Raw genomic sequence first — 14760 nt, forward strand, 5'->3', positions numbered from 1 at the left:
GGCCCTCTCCCCACGGAGAGGGTCTTTTGCCTGTGTAGGGAGACGTTTACAGTTCTGGACCCGCCTGCTTACACGGGTGGCTTATTCTGAGTTCAGTCGCCCCCGGAGGGGCTGCACTCCGGACGAGAGCACCGCCGTACCCGGTCAAGACAAGACGGCGCGACACTCTGGAGGTGTCACATGGCATGGACGCTGCTGGTTCTCGCGGGTCTGCTGGAAGTCGGCTGGGCCATCGGTCTGAAGTACACGGAGGGCTTTACCCGCCCGCTCCCCACGGTCCTGACGGTGGCGAGCATGATCGCCAGCATGGCGCTGCTGGGGCTGGCGACCAGGACGCTGCCGATCGGCACGGCGTACGGCGTGTGGGTGGGGATCGGCGCGGTCGGGGCCGGGATTCTGGGCATCGTGCTGCTGGGCGAATCGGCCAGTCCGGCGCGGCTGGCGTTCATGGCGCTGATGGTCGTGGCGATCATCGGCCTGAAAGTCACGAGCTGACGGGCAGCTCCCGCGCGGCTGGCGGGGTCAGGCGTCCACGCCGACGGCCTCGCTGACGCTGCGCAGGCCGTCGCGTTCCAGCAGGGCGTTCAGGCCGGTGTGGAGGCGGCGCACGAGGCCGGGGCCCTCGTAGACCAGGGCGGAGTACACCTCGGTCAGGGAGGCCCCGGCGCGGATCTTGTCGTAGGCGTCCTGCGCGGTGAAGATGCCGCCCACGCCGACGATGGGGGTGCGCCCGGCGGTCTGGCGGTACGCGGCGCGGATCAGCTCGGTGCTGCGGGTGGTCAGGGGGCGTCCGCTGAGGCCGCCGGCCTGCGTCTGGTGCGGGTGGGTGAGGCCGCTGCGGTCCAGGGTGGTGTTGCTGATGATCAGGCCGGACGCTCCGGCGTTCACGACGGCGTCCACGCTGGCCTCGAAGTCGGCGGGGTGCAGGTCCGGCGCGAGTTTCACCAGGACCGGCGGGGTGCTGAGGGTCCGGACGCGCCCGGCTTCCACACCGTCCACGACGGCCCGGACCAGGGCGGCCAGTTCGCCTGCAGCCTGCAGGGCGCGCAGGCCCGGCGTGTTGGGGCTGCTGACGTTCACCACGAACGCGTCGGCGACGTCCTGCAGGGCCGTGACGCACTTCAGGTAGTCGTCGGTGGCGGCCTCGTTGGGCGTGACCTTGTTCCGGCCGATGTTCACCCACACGGGCGCGGTGCGGTGCGGCAGGGCGCTCAGGTGGGCGTGCAGGGCGGCCGCGCCGGCGTTGTTGAAGCCCATGCGGTTGATGAGCGCCTGGTCGGGCGGCAGGCGGAACAGGCGGGGGCGGTCATTCCCGGCCTGCGGGAGGGGCGTGACCGTCCCGACTTCCAGGAAGCCGAAGCCCAGGGCGCTGAAGGCGGGGACGGCCACGCCGTTCTTGTCGAGGCCGGCGGCCAGTCCGACCGGGCTGCTGAAGGTGCGGCCCCACAGCGTCTGCGTCAGCGCGGGCGCACCGGGCGCGGTCACGCGGCGGGCCAGGGCGGGCCACGCGGGCACGCGCGAGGCGAGCTGCAGTCCGTTGATGGTGAGGTGGTGGGCGTCCTCGGCGTCCAGGCGGAACAGCAGTGGCTTGATCAGCGAACGGTACACGGCCCCCAGGATAGGGGATGGGGGAGGGAAACCGGCGCGGCTGCCCTCCCCCATCCGGTGGGTCGCGTCATCCCGGCGGCGGGTAGTGGGGTTCGAGCTGCACGAGGCGGGCGTGCTGCTGGCGGTCGCTCTCCTCGATCAGGTCGGCCAGGGTGGTGCCGCCCAGCACGTCGCGCAGGGCGCTGTCCACGCGGTACCAGAGGCTCTGGGTGCCGCAGACGTTCTGGCTGTCGCAGACGTGGTCGTCCTCGACGCACTGCACGGGGGCGATGCTGCCTTCCATGGCGGTGACGACGTCGTAGGCGTTGATCTCGTGGGGGGGGCGGGCGAGGCGGTAGCCGCCGTGCGCGCCGCGGATGCTCTTGATGAACCCGGCGCGGCGCAGGTTGCTGGCGATCTGCTCCAGGTAGTGCTGGCTGATGCCCTGGCGTTCGGACACGTCCTTGAGGGGTACGGCCTCGCCGCCGCGCCGCGCGATCTCGATCAGGGCGCGCAGGCCGTACTGTGCTTTGGTCGACACCCACATGCTGTCCATTCTACCCCCTAATTCCGGGCGCAGTGTAAGGAATTCAGGAGTTAACAGGAATGATTCTCATCTGGGCCGGGGGCGGTTCCCTGCGGGCGAGACGCTGCGGATAGCATGGGGCCATGCCGGTCCTGTTCATTCATGGTGTCGCCGTACGCGAGCAGGGCGAGAGCGGCTGGGAGGACGTGCGCCGCGCCACGCAGGGCATCGAGTGGCCCGCCGTGCAGGCAGCGCTGCGCCGTCACCTCGCGCCGGTCCTGAATCCCGGCGCGCCAGAGCGGGTGCAGGTGGACCGCGTGTACTGGGGGGACCTGGGCGCGCAGTACGCGCGGGGCGGGTTGTTCCGCGCCGCCCGCGCGGAGGCCGCGCCGGACCCCGCCCCCGCCAGCCTGAACGACGAGGACCTGGGCGAGGCGCTGGAAGCGCGGCTGCGGGCCACGCACGCGCTGCGCGACTGGCCGGACGTGATCACGGCGGCGTGGCAGGCCGCCCGCGACCGCCCGCTGCGGGCCATGGTGGCGGACCTGCCGCCCCCCGAGCAGTGGGGCGTGCTGGAGGCCGCGGTGAACGCGCGGCTGGGCCGCCCCCCCGCCCCGCGCCGGGTCCGGCCGCACCGGACGTTCCGGCGGCTGGACCCGCCGGCGGCCCCGCACCTACCCGCGGGACTGCAACTGTCGCAGCGGCGGAACGTGCAGCGGGCCATGCTGGAACTGCGCCGCCCGCTGGAGGCCTTCGTGCCGCTGTTCGTGGGGGACGTGCTGGCGTACCTGAACACGCGCGGCACACCGGATGCGCCGGGGCCGGTTCCGCGGCGGGTGCTGGGGGCGCTGCGTGCGGCGCACGCGGCCCGCACGCACCCGCACGAGCCGCTGGTGGTCCTGACGCACTCGATGGGCGGGCAACTCATGCATGACGCGCTGAGTGCGTTCCTGCCGGCCGATCCGGCGCTACAGGACCTGCGGGTGGACTTCTGGTGCGCGGCAGGCAGTCAGGTGGGGTTGTTCCACGAACTGGGCGTCACGCTGGGCGGCGCGCCGGACACCCTGGCCTCCGCGCGGCTGGGGTACTTCTGGAACGTGTGGGCGTACTCGGACCTGCTGAGCTTCCGGGCGCAGGGGGTCGTGCCGGGCGCGCACGACACGGCCTTCCCGCTGCCGGGGCTGGTGCGCTCCGATCACGTGGCGTACCTGACGGACGCGGACTTCTACCGCACGCTGGCCGCGAAGGTGCAGGTGCACGCGGGGCCGGGACCGTCCGGGGCAGTAGGCCCGTTAGAATCCGGCCCGTGAACGGCCCCGCTGCCCTGCCCGCCCGCCTCTTCCCTGCCCGGCCCTCCCCGGCGGACGTGCTGCGCCGCCTGCGTGCGGCGGGCGCGCCGGGCGTGGTGCTGCTGGAGTCGCTGGGGCCGGTCGTGCCGTACGGGTCGCGGTCGTTCCTGAGCGCGTGGCCGCGGCGGGTGTCGCACGACCTGCCGCCCCGCCCGCCGGGGAACGCGTTCTTTCCGGCGTGGCTGGGCGGCCTGAAGTACGAGGCGGCCCGCGCGTTCGGGCTGGCCGCGCACGCCCCGCACGGGCAGGCGATGTGGTGGGGCGAGTACCCGTCCGGGCTGGTGTGGGACCGCGCGGCGGGCACGCTGGAGATCGTGGGCGAGCCGCACGTGGACTGGGCGGCGCTGCTGGCCCTTGACCCCGGAACGGAGCCGACGCTGAGCGTGGGGCCGTTCGGCGCGGACGACGTGGACTACCCGGCGGGCGTGCGGGCCGTGCAGGAGCTGATCCGCGCCGGCGAGGTGTATCAGGTGAACCTGTCGCGCGGCGTGCGGGCGCAGGCGACGGGCGATCCGCTGGCGGCGTACCTGCGGCTGCGCGAGGTGAACCCCAGTCCGTTCATGGCCTTCGCGGACCTGGGCACCGAGGTGGTCGTGTCGTGCAGTCCGGAGCGCCTGGTGCGCTGGGCAGGGAATGACCTGAGCGCGCGGCCCATCGCGGGCACCCGGCGGCGCGGCGGGACGCCCGCCGAGGACGCCGCCCTGGAAGCCGAACTGCGCGCCAGTGGCAAGGAGGTCGCCGAGCACACCATGCTGGTGGACCTCGTGCGGCACGACCTGGGCCGTGTGGCCGCGCCGGGCAGCGTCAGCGTGCCGGACCTGATGCTCGTCGAGCGTTACAGCCACGTCATGCACCTGGTGTCGGAGGTCACGGCGCAGGCCCGCCCGGACACGACGCTGCGCGGGGTGCTGGCCGCCACCTTCCCCGGCGGGACGATCACGGGTGCGCCCAAGGAGCGGGTCATGGAGGCCATCGCGGCGCTGGAGCCGGGGCCGCGCGGCTGGTACACCGGGGCGCTGGGCCTCGTGAGCGGCGCGGCGGTGGACCTGAACATCCTGATCCGCACGGCGGCCTTCACGCGGGCTGCCGGGGAGGCCTGGACGGTGGAGGTCCGCGCGGGCGGCGGGACCGTCATCGACGCCGACCCGGCGCGCGAGGCGCAGGAGACCGTCCACAAGGCCCAGGCCCTCCTGAGCGTGCTGGCGGGCGTGCCGGGCCGCGCCGCGCAGCCGCCCGCGCCGCCCACGCCGGGCGTGCCGTGGTCGCCTCCGCCTGCCGCCACGCGCACGGGGCTGCGGGTGCTGCTGCTGGACAACCGCGACTCGTTCACCTGGAATCTGGTGCATGACCTGCGGGCGCTGGGCGCGCAGGTGGACGTGCGCGGCCAGGACGAGGCGCTGGCGGACCTGCTGGCCCTCGCCCCGGACGCCGTGCTGGTCGGCCCCGGCCCCGGCACGCCGGACTCCAGCGGCGTCACGCTGCCCCTGACGGGCGCGTGCCTGGAGGGGAACGTGCCGCTGCTCGGCGTGTGCCTGGGGCATCAGGCACTCGGGCAGGTGCTGGGCGGCCGGGTCGAGCGGGCGCAGCCGGTGCACGGGCGGCCCGAGTTCGCGCGGCACGCCGGGACCGGTCTGTTCGCGGGCGTGCCGCAGGACGCGCCGTTCGGGCGGTATCACTCGCTGGTCGTGCGCGGCCTGAACCCGGCGTTCGTGACGGCCACCAGCGTGGACGGCGAGGTCATGGCGCTGGAGGTGCCGGGGCGGCCCGCGTGGGGCGTGCAGTTCCACCCGGAAAGCGTCCTGAGTCCCGCCGGGCGGACCCTGCTGGGCAACTGGCTGACCCTCAGCGCCGCGTGGCAGGGGAAATGAACCCGCTGCCGGACGGCGTGAACGCCCCCGCGTGGCTGCACGGCGCGACCGCCTTCACGACCGTCCGCACTCGGCTGGGCGCGGCGCTGCTGTGGCCCGATCACCTCGCGCGGCTGCAGGACACCTGCGCGTTCCTGGGCCTGCCCGCCCCGGACCCAGACCTGCCCCCGCCCGACCCGCACGCCTGGGGCCTGCTGCGCGTGACCGTCACGGAAGGCGGCACCCTCGCCTCGCACCGCCCCCTGACGCCCGGCCCCCGCCCGGACGGCGGCGTGACCGTCCGCCTGACCGGCGTGCAGGTCCACCCGCAGCTCGGCGCGCACAAGACCGGCAATTACCTGCCGTACCGCCTCGCCGCGCGGCAGGCCGCGCCCGCCTTCGAGGGGTGGCTGCTGGACGCAGGCGGGCAGGTGGTGGACGGCAGCCGCACCTCGCCGCTGCTGGAACTGGACGGGCAGCTGGTCGTCCCGGCCGGCGGGCTGCCCTCCGTGACCCGCGCCGCCTTCCTGCGCGGCACGCCGCACGCCACCCGGCCCGTCCACGCAGCCGAACTGGCCCGCGTGACCCGCGCGTGGGTGTGCGGCAGCGGCGTGGGGATCGTGCCGGTCGCCCGCCTTGAGGGCCTGCCCGGCGAATGCCCGGCGCGTGACCTGGGGGTGCGGTGGCCGGACACCCGGAACCCCGCGCTCGTCTGGCCTGGCTAGGGCGGCGTGGTGGGGGAAGCGGGGCCGGGCGCGGGAGGCCCCGTCGGCCTTCCCCACGACCGGTTCCTCCGCCACCGATACGGACTGCCGTTTGTTTCGCCGACCATCCGGAACTTCACCGGATGGCCAGCGCCACGTCCGGAGGGGCGTTTCCCTTCTTCTCTGCGGAGCAGCTCTCCGAGTCGCATCCGCTCGGACCCAGCGGGCTTTGCAGCCCCTTCAATCAGAGTCCGTATGACACAGCGTCGGATGGAACGGTGTTGGTAAACCGTTCCATCCGAGCGGAAGCGACCTGTAGCGCGGCCCCGCCGGGGAGCAGCGGGACGGGATGACAGGCGTGGTGGTGGCACCCAGGGGCGCTGGCGGGGGGTGACTGGAACAGACGGCAGGCCGTATCCGTGCTTCCGGAGCAGGGTGGAAAACGGTCTCCTGACGTCACCGTCCTGCCCGGTCGGATTCACCCGCCGTGCCAGCGCTCTAGTGGCGTTCGCTCTGGAGCTGGCCGCCGCCGACCACGTCGTCGAGTTTGACGGCGCCGTGCTTGCGCATGAGGCTCAGGGCCTCGTCGCCGCGTGTGCCGCTGGGGTCGCGGGCAATGACCATCACGTGGCCGCCCTTCATGCCGGCGTAGAACTTCTCGGCCTGCGCGGCGGGAACGCCCAGGCGGCGCAGCAGGTTCACGTAGTCGCCGTGGTCGCTGCCGGCCAGCGCGCCGAACAGGGCGCCGAGCGCGCCGCCGCCGATCACGCCGAACAGCATGCCCAGCAGCCCGCCGTCCTGGTAGATGCGGGTGACGGGGATGATCAGCAGCAGCAGCCAGATGGGGGTGGTGATGGCGAGGCCGCCGACGATTCCCAGGAACGCGCCCTTGAGGACGGCGGCGGAACCGGCCGGCTGGCCCGCCTCGGGGCTCACGCCGGTCTGCTGGGCGATGTCCTCCTCGGCGATCACGTCGGTCAGGGCGAAACCGAGGTGTTCACGTTCGAAGCCGCGCTGCTGCAGGGCCTGCAGCGCACCCTGCGCCTGTTGGGGTTCGCGGAAGAGAGCAACGACACTTTCCATACGAGGGTTTTAGCATGAGGGACATGTGACTGGCGAGGGACAAGCGGGCAGCGGGGGCCGGCCGACGCTTCATGTTCCGGGCGGGCAGGGACCGCGCCGGAAATGGGGGGAGAGGGGGGGGGTTTTTCGCGGGGAGAGGTACGTTTTGCCCCCCGGGCGTTTCCTATACTGCGCGCATGACTGGTGTAGCTGACCTCTGCGTTCCGGACGTGACTTTCGACGCGCGTCTGCGCGAGGTGCTGCGCTCGGACGTGGAGTTCATCGAGCTGATCGGGGACGATCTGGTGGCGGCGGGCGGCAAGCGGGTGCGGCCCACGCTGGTGCTGCTGGCGGCGCAGGCGCTGGGGGCGCGGCCGTCGGTGGGGAGCGGGGCGTGGAGTGACGTGCTGGACCTGGGCGTGGGTGTGGAACTGCTGCACTCGGCGTCGCTGCTGCACGACGACCTGATCGACGACGCCGATACCCGGCGGGGGCAGCAGGCGGCGTTCCGGCGCTTCGGGAACGTGGTGAGCGTCATGAGTGGGGATTTCATGCTCTCGCGGCTGCTGGTGCTGCTCTCGGGCCTGCCGGGCGGGCCGGTGTTGACGCGGATGTTCGGTCAGACGGCCAGCGTGATCTGCGAGGGCGAGGTGCTGCAGTTTCAGCTGGCGGCGTACCAGGAGTACGAGCTGAGGTACTACCTGCAGGTGATTCACGGCAAGACGGCGGCCCTGACGGAGCTGGCGGCGTCGGCCCCGGCGGTGCTGCTCGGCGCGCCGGCGCACGTGCAGGCGGCGCTGGCGACCTTCGGGCGGGAGTACGGCATGGCGTTCCAGATGCAGGACGACCTGCTGGACCTGTCGGGCGAGGAAGCGGTGATCGGGAAGCCGGTGGGTGGGGACCTGCGCGAGGGCAAGGCGACCCTGCCGGTGCTGACGCTGCTGGAGGGCCCGCACGCTGCGGAGGTGCGCGGCGTGCTGGAGCGCCGGGCGGCGCAGCCGGGGGACGTGGAGCGGGTGCGGGCGCTGGCGGCGCAGTCCGGGGCGCTGGAGCGGACGCGGGCCGAGATTCGCCGGCGGGCGCAGCTGGCGATCGAGGCGCTGGGCGCGTTGCCGGCGTCGGAGGCGCGGGAGGCGCTGGCACGGCTGGCGCAGCGGGAGATTGACCGGCTGAACTGACCCGGTGTCCGTTCTGGCAGTGTGGGCCGTTCACCCCGCGCTGCCCCTGTGGATGGGGCGGCCCTCGCGCGGTTCTCTGGATCGTCCGGCCGTGTGATACGGACTGCCGTTTGTTTCGCCAACAATCCGGAAGTTCACCGGATTGCCGGCTCCACGTCCGGAACCCGTGTTGCTCCCACTCGCTTTGCTCGGATTGAACGGGCTTTGCAGCCCATTCAATCGGAGTCCGTGTGACACGGACTGCCGTTTGTTTCGACGACCATCCGGAACTTCACCGGATGGCCAGCGCCACGTCCGGAGGGGCGTTTCTCTTCTTCTCTGCGGAGCAGCGCTCCGAGTCGCATCGCATCCGCTCGGACCCAGCGGGCTTTGCAGCCCCTTCAATCGGAGTCCGGATGACCGGCGTGGGGGGTAGCTGTCCTGCGGGTCAGGACGCCGGGCCGTGCGCGGCGTGGGCTGGTCGCGGGCGGTGGGCGGGCAGGCCGACCTGACAAGTGGCAGGTCTGCCGGGGGCTACGCGCAAGAATGCTGCGCTGGAATCGGTTCCTGTTTTGCGCGTGCAGGGCGTGTCGTGCCGGGGTTGACGCCGGATTGAATACTGGATACAACTTGATCGGTTCCCCGACCGATTCCCGGCCCGCGCAGGCTGCTGCGCTCCCCGCACCTGTCTATGCGACTGCAGCCGGGCGTGTATGCTCTGGGGGCCAAAACCTCTGCTCACCACCCAGACTTCCCCGGAAGCACCCACCCCCCTTCCCTGACCGGAAGGACAAGGAGACCGTTCATGCGGGCATCAGGACTCAACTGGCAGGGCCTCATGGAGCAACTCCAGCAGGCACTCCCCCACTGCGAGGTCACCGACCAGTCCCTCGCGTACTTCAAGTACCCCAAACGCACCGTCAGCGTGAACCTCCCGGTCCGCATGGACGACGGCAGCATCCGCGTGTTCCGCGGCTACCGCACCGTCCACAGCACCTCCCGCGGCCCCAGCATGGGCGGCGTGCGCCTGCACGCGGGCGTCAACGCCCACGAGTGCGAGGTCCTCGCCGCGATCATGACCCTCAAGGCCGCCGTGGCCGACCTGCCGCTCGGCGGGGCCAAGGGCGGCGTGGACGTGGACCCCGCGACCCTCAGCCCCCACGAACTCGAGGGCCTGATGCGCCGCTACACCAGCGAACTCGTGGAACTCATCGGCCACCGCGAGGACATCCTCGCGCCCGACATCGGCACCGACGCCCAGACCATGGCCTGGATGCTCGACACCTACAACGAGAACACCGGCCAGACCAGCAACGGCGTGGTCGTCGGCAAACCCCTGGCCCTGGGCGGCAGTTACGGCAGCAAGGACGCCCGCGGCCGCAGCGCCGCCCTGGTCGCCGCGCGCGTCCTGCGCGAGAACGGCGAGAGCGTCGAGCGCGCCCGCGTGGCCGTGTACGGCTTCGGGGACGGCGGACGCAAGGCCGCCCAGACCCTCGCGGCGGCCGGCGCGCTGATCGTCGCCGTGAGCGACCAGGACGGCGCCACCTACGCCAGCGGCGGCCTGGACCTTGACGCCCTCAGCGCCCACCGCGAGGCGCACGGTACGGTGCGCGGCTTCGCCACCGACATCACCGCCGACGAGGTCATCGAACTCGACGTGGACGTGCTGATGCTCGCCTACGACTACGGCAGCGTGAACGCCGGGAACGCCCACGCCGTCCGCGCCCGCTACGTCGTGGAGACCACCAACCGCGCCGTGCTGCCCGAGGCCGAACGCTTCCTGCAGGGGCAGAACGTCACCGTGATTCCCGACCTGATCGCCAGCATCGGCGGCGTGGTCGTCAACTACCTCGAGTGGGTGCAGGACGCCAGCAACTTCTTCTGGACCGAGGAGGAGATCGAGTCCGCCATCGACGTGCGCGTGGACGCCGCCGTGGACGCCGTGCTGGCCTTCATGCGCACCCGCCAGACCGACATGCGCACCGCCGCGTACGCCCTGGCCCTCAACCGCCTGCACAACGCGACCGTGATGCGCGGCCTGTACCCCTGAGGGCCGGCGGGCCGGTCGCGGCCCGCCGCCCACCCTCCCCCAGCCCCGCTCTCCCACCCACGACCCACCCCCTCCGAAGGAGGCCCCCACCATGACCGCCACCCAGGACCCCGCCCACCAGGACCCCGGCCACCAGCCCCAGAAGAAGTACGGGGCGCACGACATCCCCAGCTACCTCGACCCCAACAACCTCGGGCCGTACGAGATCTACCTCGAGCAGGTCGAGCGCGTCACGCCGTACCTGGGGAAACTCGCGTACTGGGTCGAGACCCTCAAGCGGCCCAAACGGATCCTGGTCGTGGACGTGCCCATCCACCTCGATGACGGCACGGTCGCGCACTTCGAGGGCTACCGCGTGCAGCACAACACCTCGCGCGGCCCCGCCAAGGGCGGCGTGCGTTTCCACCAGGACGTGACGCTCAGCGAGGTCATGGCGCTCTCGGCCTGGATGACCGTCAAGAACGCCGCCGTGAACCTCCCGTACGGCGGCGGCAAGGGCGGCATCCGCATCGACCCGCGCAAGTACTCCACGGGGGAACTCGAGCGCCTGACCCGCCGCTACACCACCGAGATCGGCCTGATCATCGGGCCGGAAAAGGACATTCCCGCCCCGGACGTGAACACCAACCCGCAGACCATGGCCTGGATGATGGACACGTACTCCATGAACGTGGGCCGCACCGCGACCGGCGTCGTGACCGGCAAGCCCGTGTCGCTGGGCGGCAGCCTGGGCCGCGCGGACGCCACCGGGCGCGGCGTGTTCGTCTCGGGCGCCGAGGCCATGAAGAAACTCGGCATGCCGCTCGAGGGCGCGCGGGTGGCCGTGCAGGGCTTCGGGAACGTGGGCGAGGCCGCCTCCCGTATCTTCCATGAGCACGGCGCGAAGATCGTCGCCATTCAGGACGTGACCGGCACCGTGTACGCCAGCGCCGGCATCGACCCGAAAGCGGCGCTGGAGCACCTGCGCCGCACGGGCCGCATCACCGACCTGCCCGGCACCGAGGAACTGAAACGCGACGAGTTCTGGGACGTGGACTGCGACGTGATGATTCCCGCCGCCCTGGAAAAGCAGATCACGCTCGAGAACGCCGGACGCATCAAGGCCCGCCTGATCGTCGAGGGTGCCAACGGCCCCACCATCCCCGCCGCCGACGACCTGCTCGCCGAGCGTGGCGTGACCGTCGTGCCGGACGTGCTGGCGAACGCGGGCGGCGTGACCGTGTCGTACTTCGAGTGGGTGCAGGACTTCAGCTCGTTCTTCTGGACCGAAGACGAGATCAACAAACGCCTCGACCGCATCATGAGCGAGGCCTTCGTGAGCCTCTGGGACGTGAAGGAACGCCACGGCGTGACCCTGCGCACCGCGGTGTACATCGTCGCCTGCACCCGCGTCCTCGAAGCGCGCGCGCTGCGCGGCCTGTACCCGTAAGGGCCGATGGTTGAAGGTCGATGGTTGACAGGGGATGGGTGCTGGGGGCGACCTCCGCACCCATCCTCTTCTGCCGAAGCTGCCCCTGAACCGTGAAGCAGGGCACCTTTCTTTCTGGCACTGAAAGGCGGATACTCCGCAGGTCATGCCCTCCACGCCGCCCCGGTCCCTGACCCGACGTTTCTCCCGCTGGATTCTTCAACAGGACGACCGTCCGCAGCAGGAGGGCTTCTACGAGGCCGAGGGCGAGGTCAGGGCGCACGAACGCAAGCACCCCTGGTGGCAGGTCATGTGCCTGACCGGCGTGGATTACTTCTCCACGCTGGGCTACCAGCCGGGCATCGCCGCGCTGGCGGCGGGGGCGGTGTCACCCTTCGCCACCCTGGTGCTGGTGCTGGTCACGCTGTTCGGGGCGCTGCCGATGTACCGCCGCGTCGCGGAGGACAGCCCCCACGGGGACGGGTCGATCAGCATGCTGGAGCGGCTGCTGTCGTACTGGCCGAGCAAGTTCCTGGTGCTGTCCCTGATCGGCTTCGTGGCGACGGGCTTCATCATCACGATCACGCTGTCCGCCGCGGACGCCTCGGCGCACCTGATCGAGAACCCCTTCCTGAAGGCGGCGCTCGAAGGCCACCAGGTGGGCGTGACCCTGCTGCTGCTGACGCTGCTCGGCGCGGTGTTCCTCAAGGGCTTCAAGGAGGCCATCGGGATCGCGGTCGTGCTGGTCGTCGCCTACCTGCTGCTGAGCGCCGTGGTGATCGGCCGGGGCGCGCAGGAGATCCTGGCGCAGCCGGGGCTGGTGCAGCACTGGCTGGGCGCCCTGCAGGCCGGCTTCCCTTCACCGCTGGCCCTGATCGGCGCGGCGCTGCTGGTCTTCCCGAAACTGGCGCTGGGCCTGTCCGGCTTCGAGACCGGCGTGGTCGTCATGCCCCTGATCGAGGGCGACCCGGGGGACACCGAGGAGAAACCCACCGGCCGCATCCGCAACGGGCAGAAGCTGCTGACCACCGCCGCGCTGCTCATGAGTGCCTTCCTGATCGCCAGCAGCCTGGTCACCACCCTGCTGATCCCGGCGGCGTCCTTCCAGCCGGGCGGCGAGGCGAACGGCCGCGCCCTGGCGTTCCTGGCGCACCGGTACCTGGGCGAGTGGTTCGGCACGGCCTACGACGTGTCCACCATCCTGATCCTGTGGTTCGCGGGCGCGTCGGCCATGGCGGGCCTGCTGAACATCGTGCCGCGCTACCTGCCCCGCTACGGCATGGCCCCCGAGTGGACGCGGCTGCACCGTCCGCTGGTCCTGATCTACCTGCTGATCGCGTGCGTGGTGACCGTGGCCTTCCGCGCCAACGTGGACGCCCAGGCCGCCGCGTACGCAACCGGCGTGCTGGCCATGATGACCTCGGCGGCCGTCGCGGTCGCCCTGACCGCCGTCCGGCGGCAGCAGCCGCGCCGCGCCTGGGCGTTCGGGCTGATCAGCGCGATCTTCGTGTACACCAGCGCCGTGACGATCCTCAGCAACCCGCAGGGCCTGCTGATCGCGCTGCTGTTCATCGTGATGATCCTCGCGGTGGGCATCAGTTCCCGCGTGTCGCGGTCCTTCGAGCTGCGGGTCAGTCAGGTGCAGTTCGACGACGCGGCCATCGAGGTCCTGAAGACCCACCCGATCCGGCCGCTGCGCTTCGTGAGTCACCATCCGGGACGCGCCAGCGAGGCCGAGTACAGCAAGCAGGAACTGCGCGTCCGGCAGATGGTGCACCTGCCCGAGGACGAACCGTTCCTGTTCCTGGAGGTCGAGGTGGACGACGCGAGCGAGTTCACGGACGTGGTCGAGGTCACCGGTCTGAACGTGGGTCCGTACTCGGTCCTGAAGGCGCGCGGTTCCAGCATCCCGAACACCATCGCCGCCGTGATGCTGCACCTGCGCAAGCAGGGCGCCCCCCCGCAGGTGTACATGCGCTGGACCGAGGAGAGCCCCCTGCAACTGGCGCTGGACTTCGTGATCGGCGGGCGCGGCGACGTGCCGCCCCTGACCCGCGAGATCCTGCGCCGCGCCGAACCGGACCGTGACCGGCGGCCCATCGTGCACGTCGGCGGCTGACGCGCCCGGTCGTCCGCGGCGCCCCTTCCCGCCCGGCCGGCGAGGTCCGGCGGGTCCGCTTCAGTACAGTTTGCCCAGCACGTCGTCCTTCATGACGAAGGAGTTCTCCTTCGTGGGAAAGTGCCGCCCGCGCACCTCGGCGGCGTAGGCCTCGATCGCCTCGCGGGAGAGGCGGCCGATCTCGGCGTAGCGTTTGGCGATCTTCTTCTCGTCACCCTCGTACACGCCCAGCAGGTCGTGCGTGACGAGCACCTGCCCGTCGCAGCCGACGCCCGCCCCGATCCCGATGGTGGGCACGTGCAGCCGCTCGCTGATCAGGTTCGCCAGCCGCGCCGGAATGGCTTCCAGCACCACGCTGAACGCCCCGGCGGCCTCCAGCGCCACGGCGCCCTCCAGGGTCGCGCGGGCCGTTCCGTCGTCCTTGCCCTGCACGCGCAGGCCGCCCTGGGCGGTCGCGGTCTGCGGCATCAGGCCCACGTGGCCCATCACGGGAATGCCGTTGCGGGTCAGGGTCTGCACGACCTGCAGGATCTCGGGCGTGGCGCCCTCCATCTTGATGGCGTCCGCGCCGGTCTCCTGGATGACCTTGACGGCGCTGCGCATGGCGTCCTGCACGCCGGTATGGTACGTGCCGAACGGCAGGTCCACGACCATGAACGTGCCGGGCGCGCCGCGCCGCACCGCGCGGGCGTGGTGGATCATGTCACCCAGCGTGACCGGCGCGGTGCTGTCGTAGCCCAGCACCACGTTGCCCAGGCTGTCGCCCACCAGGATCAGGTCCACGCCGGCCGCCTCGGCGTGCCGCCCGCCGGGGTAATCGTAGGCGGTAACCATCACCAGTGGCGCGGCGGAGTGCTGCAACTCCGGAATGCTGCGTTTCATGCGGGCAGGGTAGCAGGTCACGCCGCACGCTTCTGGACTGTGCGTTCCCGGGCGATCCGCTCAGACGGA

At 71.6% G+C, this 14760-nt stretch carries 12 protein-coding genes and 1 riboswitch; of the genes, 8 read left to right on the top strand and 4 right to left on the bottom strand.

Annotation, left to right across the window (positions count from 1 at the left end):
• Positions 1-93: 93 nt before the first annotated feature.
• Positions 94-164, top strand: a riboswitch (guanidine-III (ykkC-III) riboswitch).
• A 16-nt stretch (positions 165-180) separates the two neighbouring features.
• The gene (gene sugE / locus ABDZ66_RS16275) at positions 181-495 is read left to right on the top strand and encodes a quaternary ammonium compound efflux SMR transporter SugE (protein WP_343761159.1); all 315 of its coding nucleotides are present in this window, start codon (positions 181-183) and stop codon (positions 493-495) included.
• Between the two features lie 27 nt (positions 496-522).
• Here the strand turns inward: sugE and ABDZ66_RS16280 are convergent, their stop codons facing one another.
• Both ABDZ66_RS16280 and ABDZ66_RS16285 read right to left on the bottom strand, forming a co-directional pair.
• Positions 523-1608 carry a quinone-dependent dihydroorotate dehydrogenase gene (locus ABDZ66_RS16280; protein WP_343761161.1) on the bottom strand — a complete coding sequence of 362 codons (1086 nt, stop codon included), beginning with the start codon at positions 1606-1608 and terminating at the stop codon, positions 523-525.
• Positions 1609-1675: 67 nt separating this feature from the next.
• Entirely contained in the window at positions 1676-2134 is a 459-nt protein-coding gene (locus ABDZ66_RS16285; RefSeq protein ID WP_343761163.1) for an RrF2 family transcriptional regulator, read from the bottom strand.
• Positions 2135-2256: 122 nt separating this feature from the next.
• Between ABDZ66_RS16285 and ABDZ66_RS16290 the strand changes: the two genes are divergently transcribed.
• The 3 genes from ABDZ66_RS16290 to ABDZ66_RS16300 are packed head-to-tail and all read left to right on the top strand — an operon-like array spanning position 2257 to position 6034.
• Positions 2257-3423, top strand: coding sequence for a hypothetical protein (locus tag ABDZ66_RS16290; RefSeq protein ID WP_343761164.1), 1167 nt, complete (start codon positions 2257-2259; stop codon positions 3421-3423).
• Positions 3420-5330: a chorismate-binding protein gene (locus ABDZ66_RS16295; RefSeq protein WP_343761166.1), complete on the top strand. Its 1911-nt coding sequence runs from the start codon at positions 3420-3422 to the stop codon at positions 5328-5330. Before ABDZ66_RS16290 ends, ABDZ66_RS16295 begins: the two co-directional genes overlap by 4 nt.
• Positions 5327-6034 carry an aminotransferase class IV gene (locus ABDZ66_RS16300; RefSeq protein WP_343761168.1) on the top strand — a complete coding sequence of 236 codons (708 nt, stop codon included), beginning with the start codon at positions 5327-5329 and terminating at the stop codon, positions 6032-6034. The genes ABDZ66_RS16295 and ABDZ66_RS16300 overlap by 4 nt, the downstream gene beginning before the upstream one ends.
• A gap of 477 nt (positions 6035-6511) precedes the next feature.
• Here ABDZ66_RS16300 and ABDZ66_RS16305 read toward each other — a convergent pair whose 3' ends face one another.
• Positions 6512-7096 (bottom strand): hypothetical protein, encoded by a 585-nt coding sequence (locus ABDZ66_RS16305; RefSeq protein WP_343761170.1) that lies wholly within the window; start codon positions 7094-7096, stop codon positions 6512-6514.
• Positions 7097-7272: 176 nt separating this feature from the next.
• Here ABDZ66_RS16305 and ABDZ66_RS16310 point away from each other — a divergent pair, with 176 nt between their 5' ends.
• From ABDZ66_RS16310 to ABDZ66_RS16325, 4 genes are all read left to right on the top strand, one after another.
• Entirely contained in the window at positions 7273-8253 is a 981-nt protein-coding gene (locus ABDZ66_RS16310; protein ID WP_343761172.1) for a polyprenyl synthetase family protein, read from the top strand.
• A 784-nt stretch (positions 8254-9037) separates the two neighbouring features.
• On the top strand, positions 9038-10282 hold the full coding sequence (locus ABDZ66_RS16315) for a Glu/Leu/Phe/Val family dehydrogenase (protein WP_343761173.1): 1245 nt from the start codon (positions 9038-9040) through the stop codon (positions 10280-10282).
• Positions 10283-10373: 91 nt separating this feature from the next.
• Positions 10374-11711 carry a Glu/Leu/Phe/Val family dehydrogenase gene (locus ABDZ66_RS16320; protein ID WP_343761175.1) on the top strand — a complete coding sequence of 446 codons (1338 nt, stop codon included), beginning with the start codon at positions 10374-10376 and terminating at the stop codon, positions 11709-11711.
• 145 nt (positions 11712-11856) lie between these two features.
• Positions 11857-13809: an APC family permease gene (locus ABDZ66_RS16325; RefSeq protein ID WP_343761179.1), complete on the top strand. Its 1953-nt coding sequence runs from the start codon at positions 11857-11859 to the stop codon at positions 13807-13809.
• Between the two features lie 60 nt (positions 13810-13869).
• On the opposite strand, the gene panB is transcribed toward ABDZ66_RS16325, so the two are convergent.
• Positions 13870-14691 (bottom strand): 3-methyl-2-oxobutanoate hydroxymethyltransferase, encoded by an 822-nt coding sequence (panB, locus tag ABDZ66_RS16330; protein ID WP_343761182.1) that lies wholly within the window; start codon positions 14689-14691, stop codon positions 13870-13872.
• Between the last annotated feature and the right edge of the window lie 69 nt (positions 14692-14760).

This window comes from Deinococcus depolymerans, assembly GCF_039522025.1.
Taxonomy (GTDB): Bacteria; Deinococcota; Deinococci; order Deinococcales; family Deinococcaceae; genus Deinococcus; species Deinococcus depolymerans.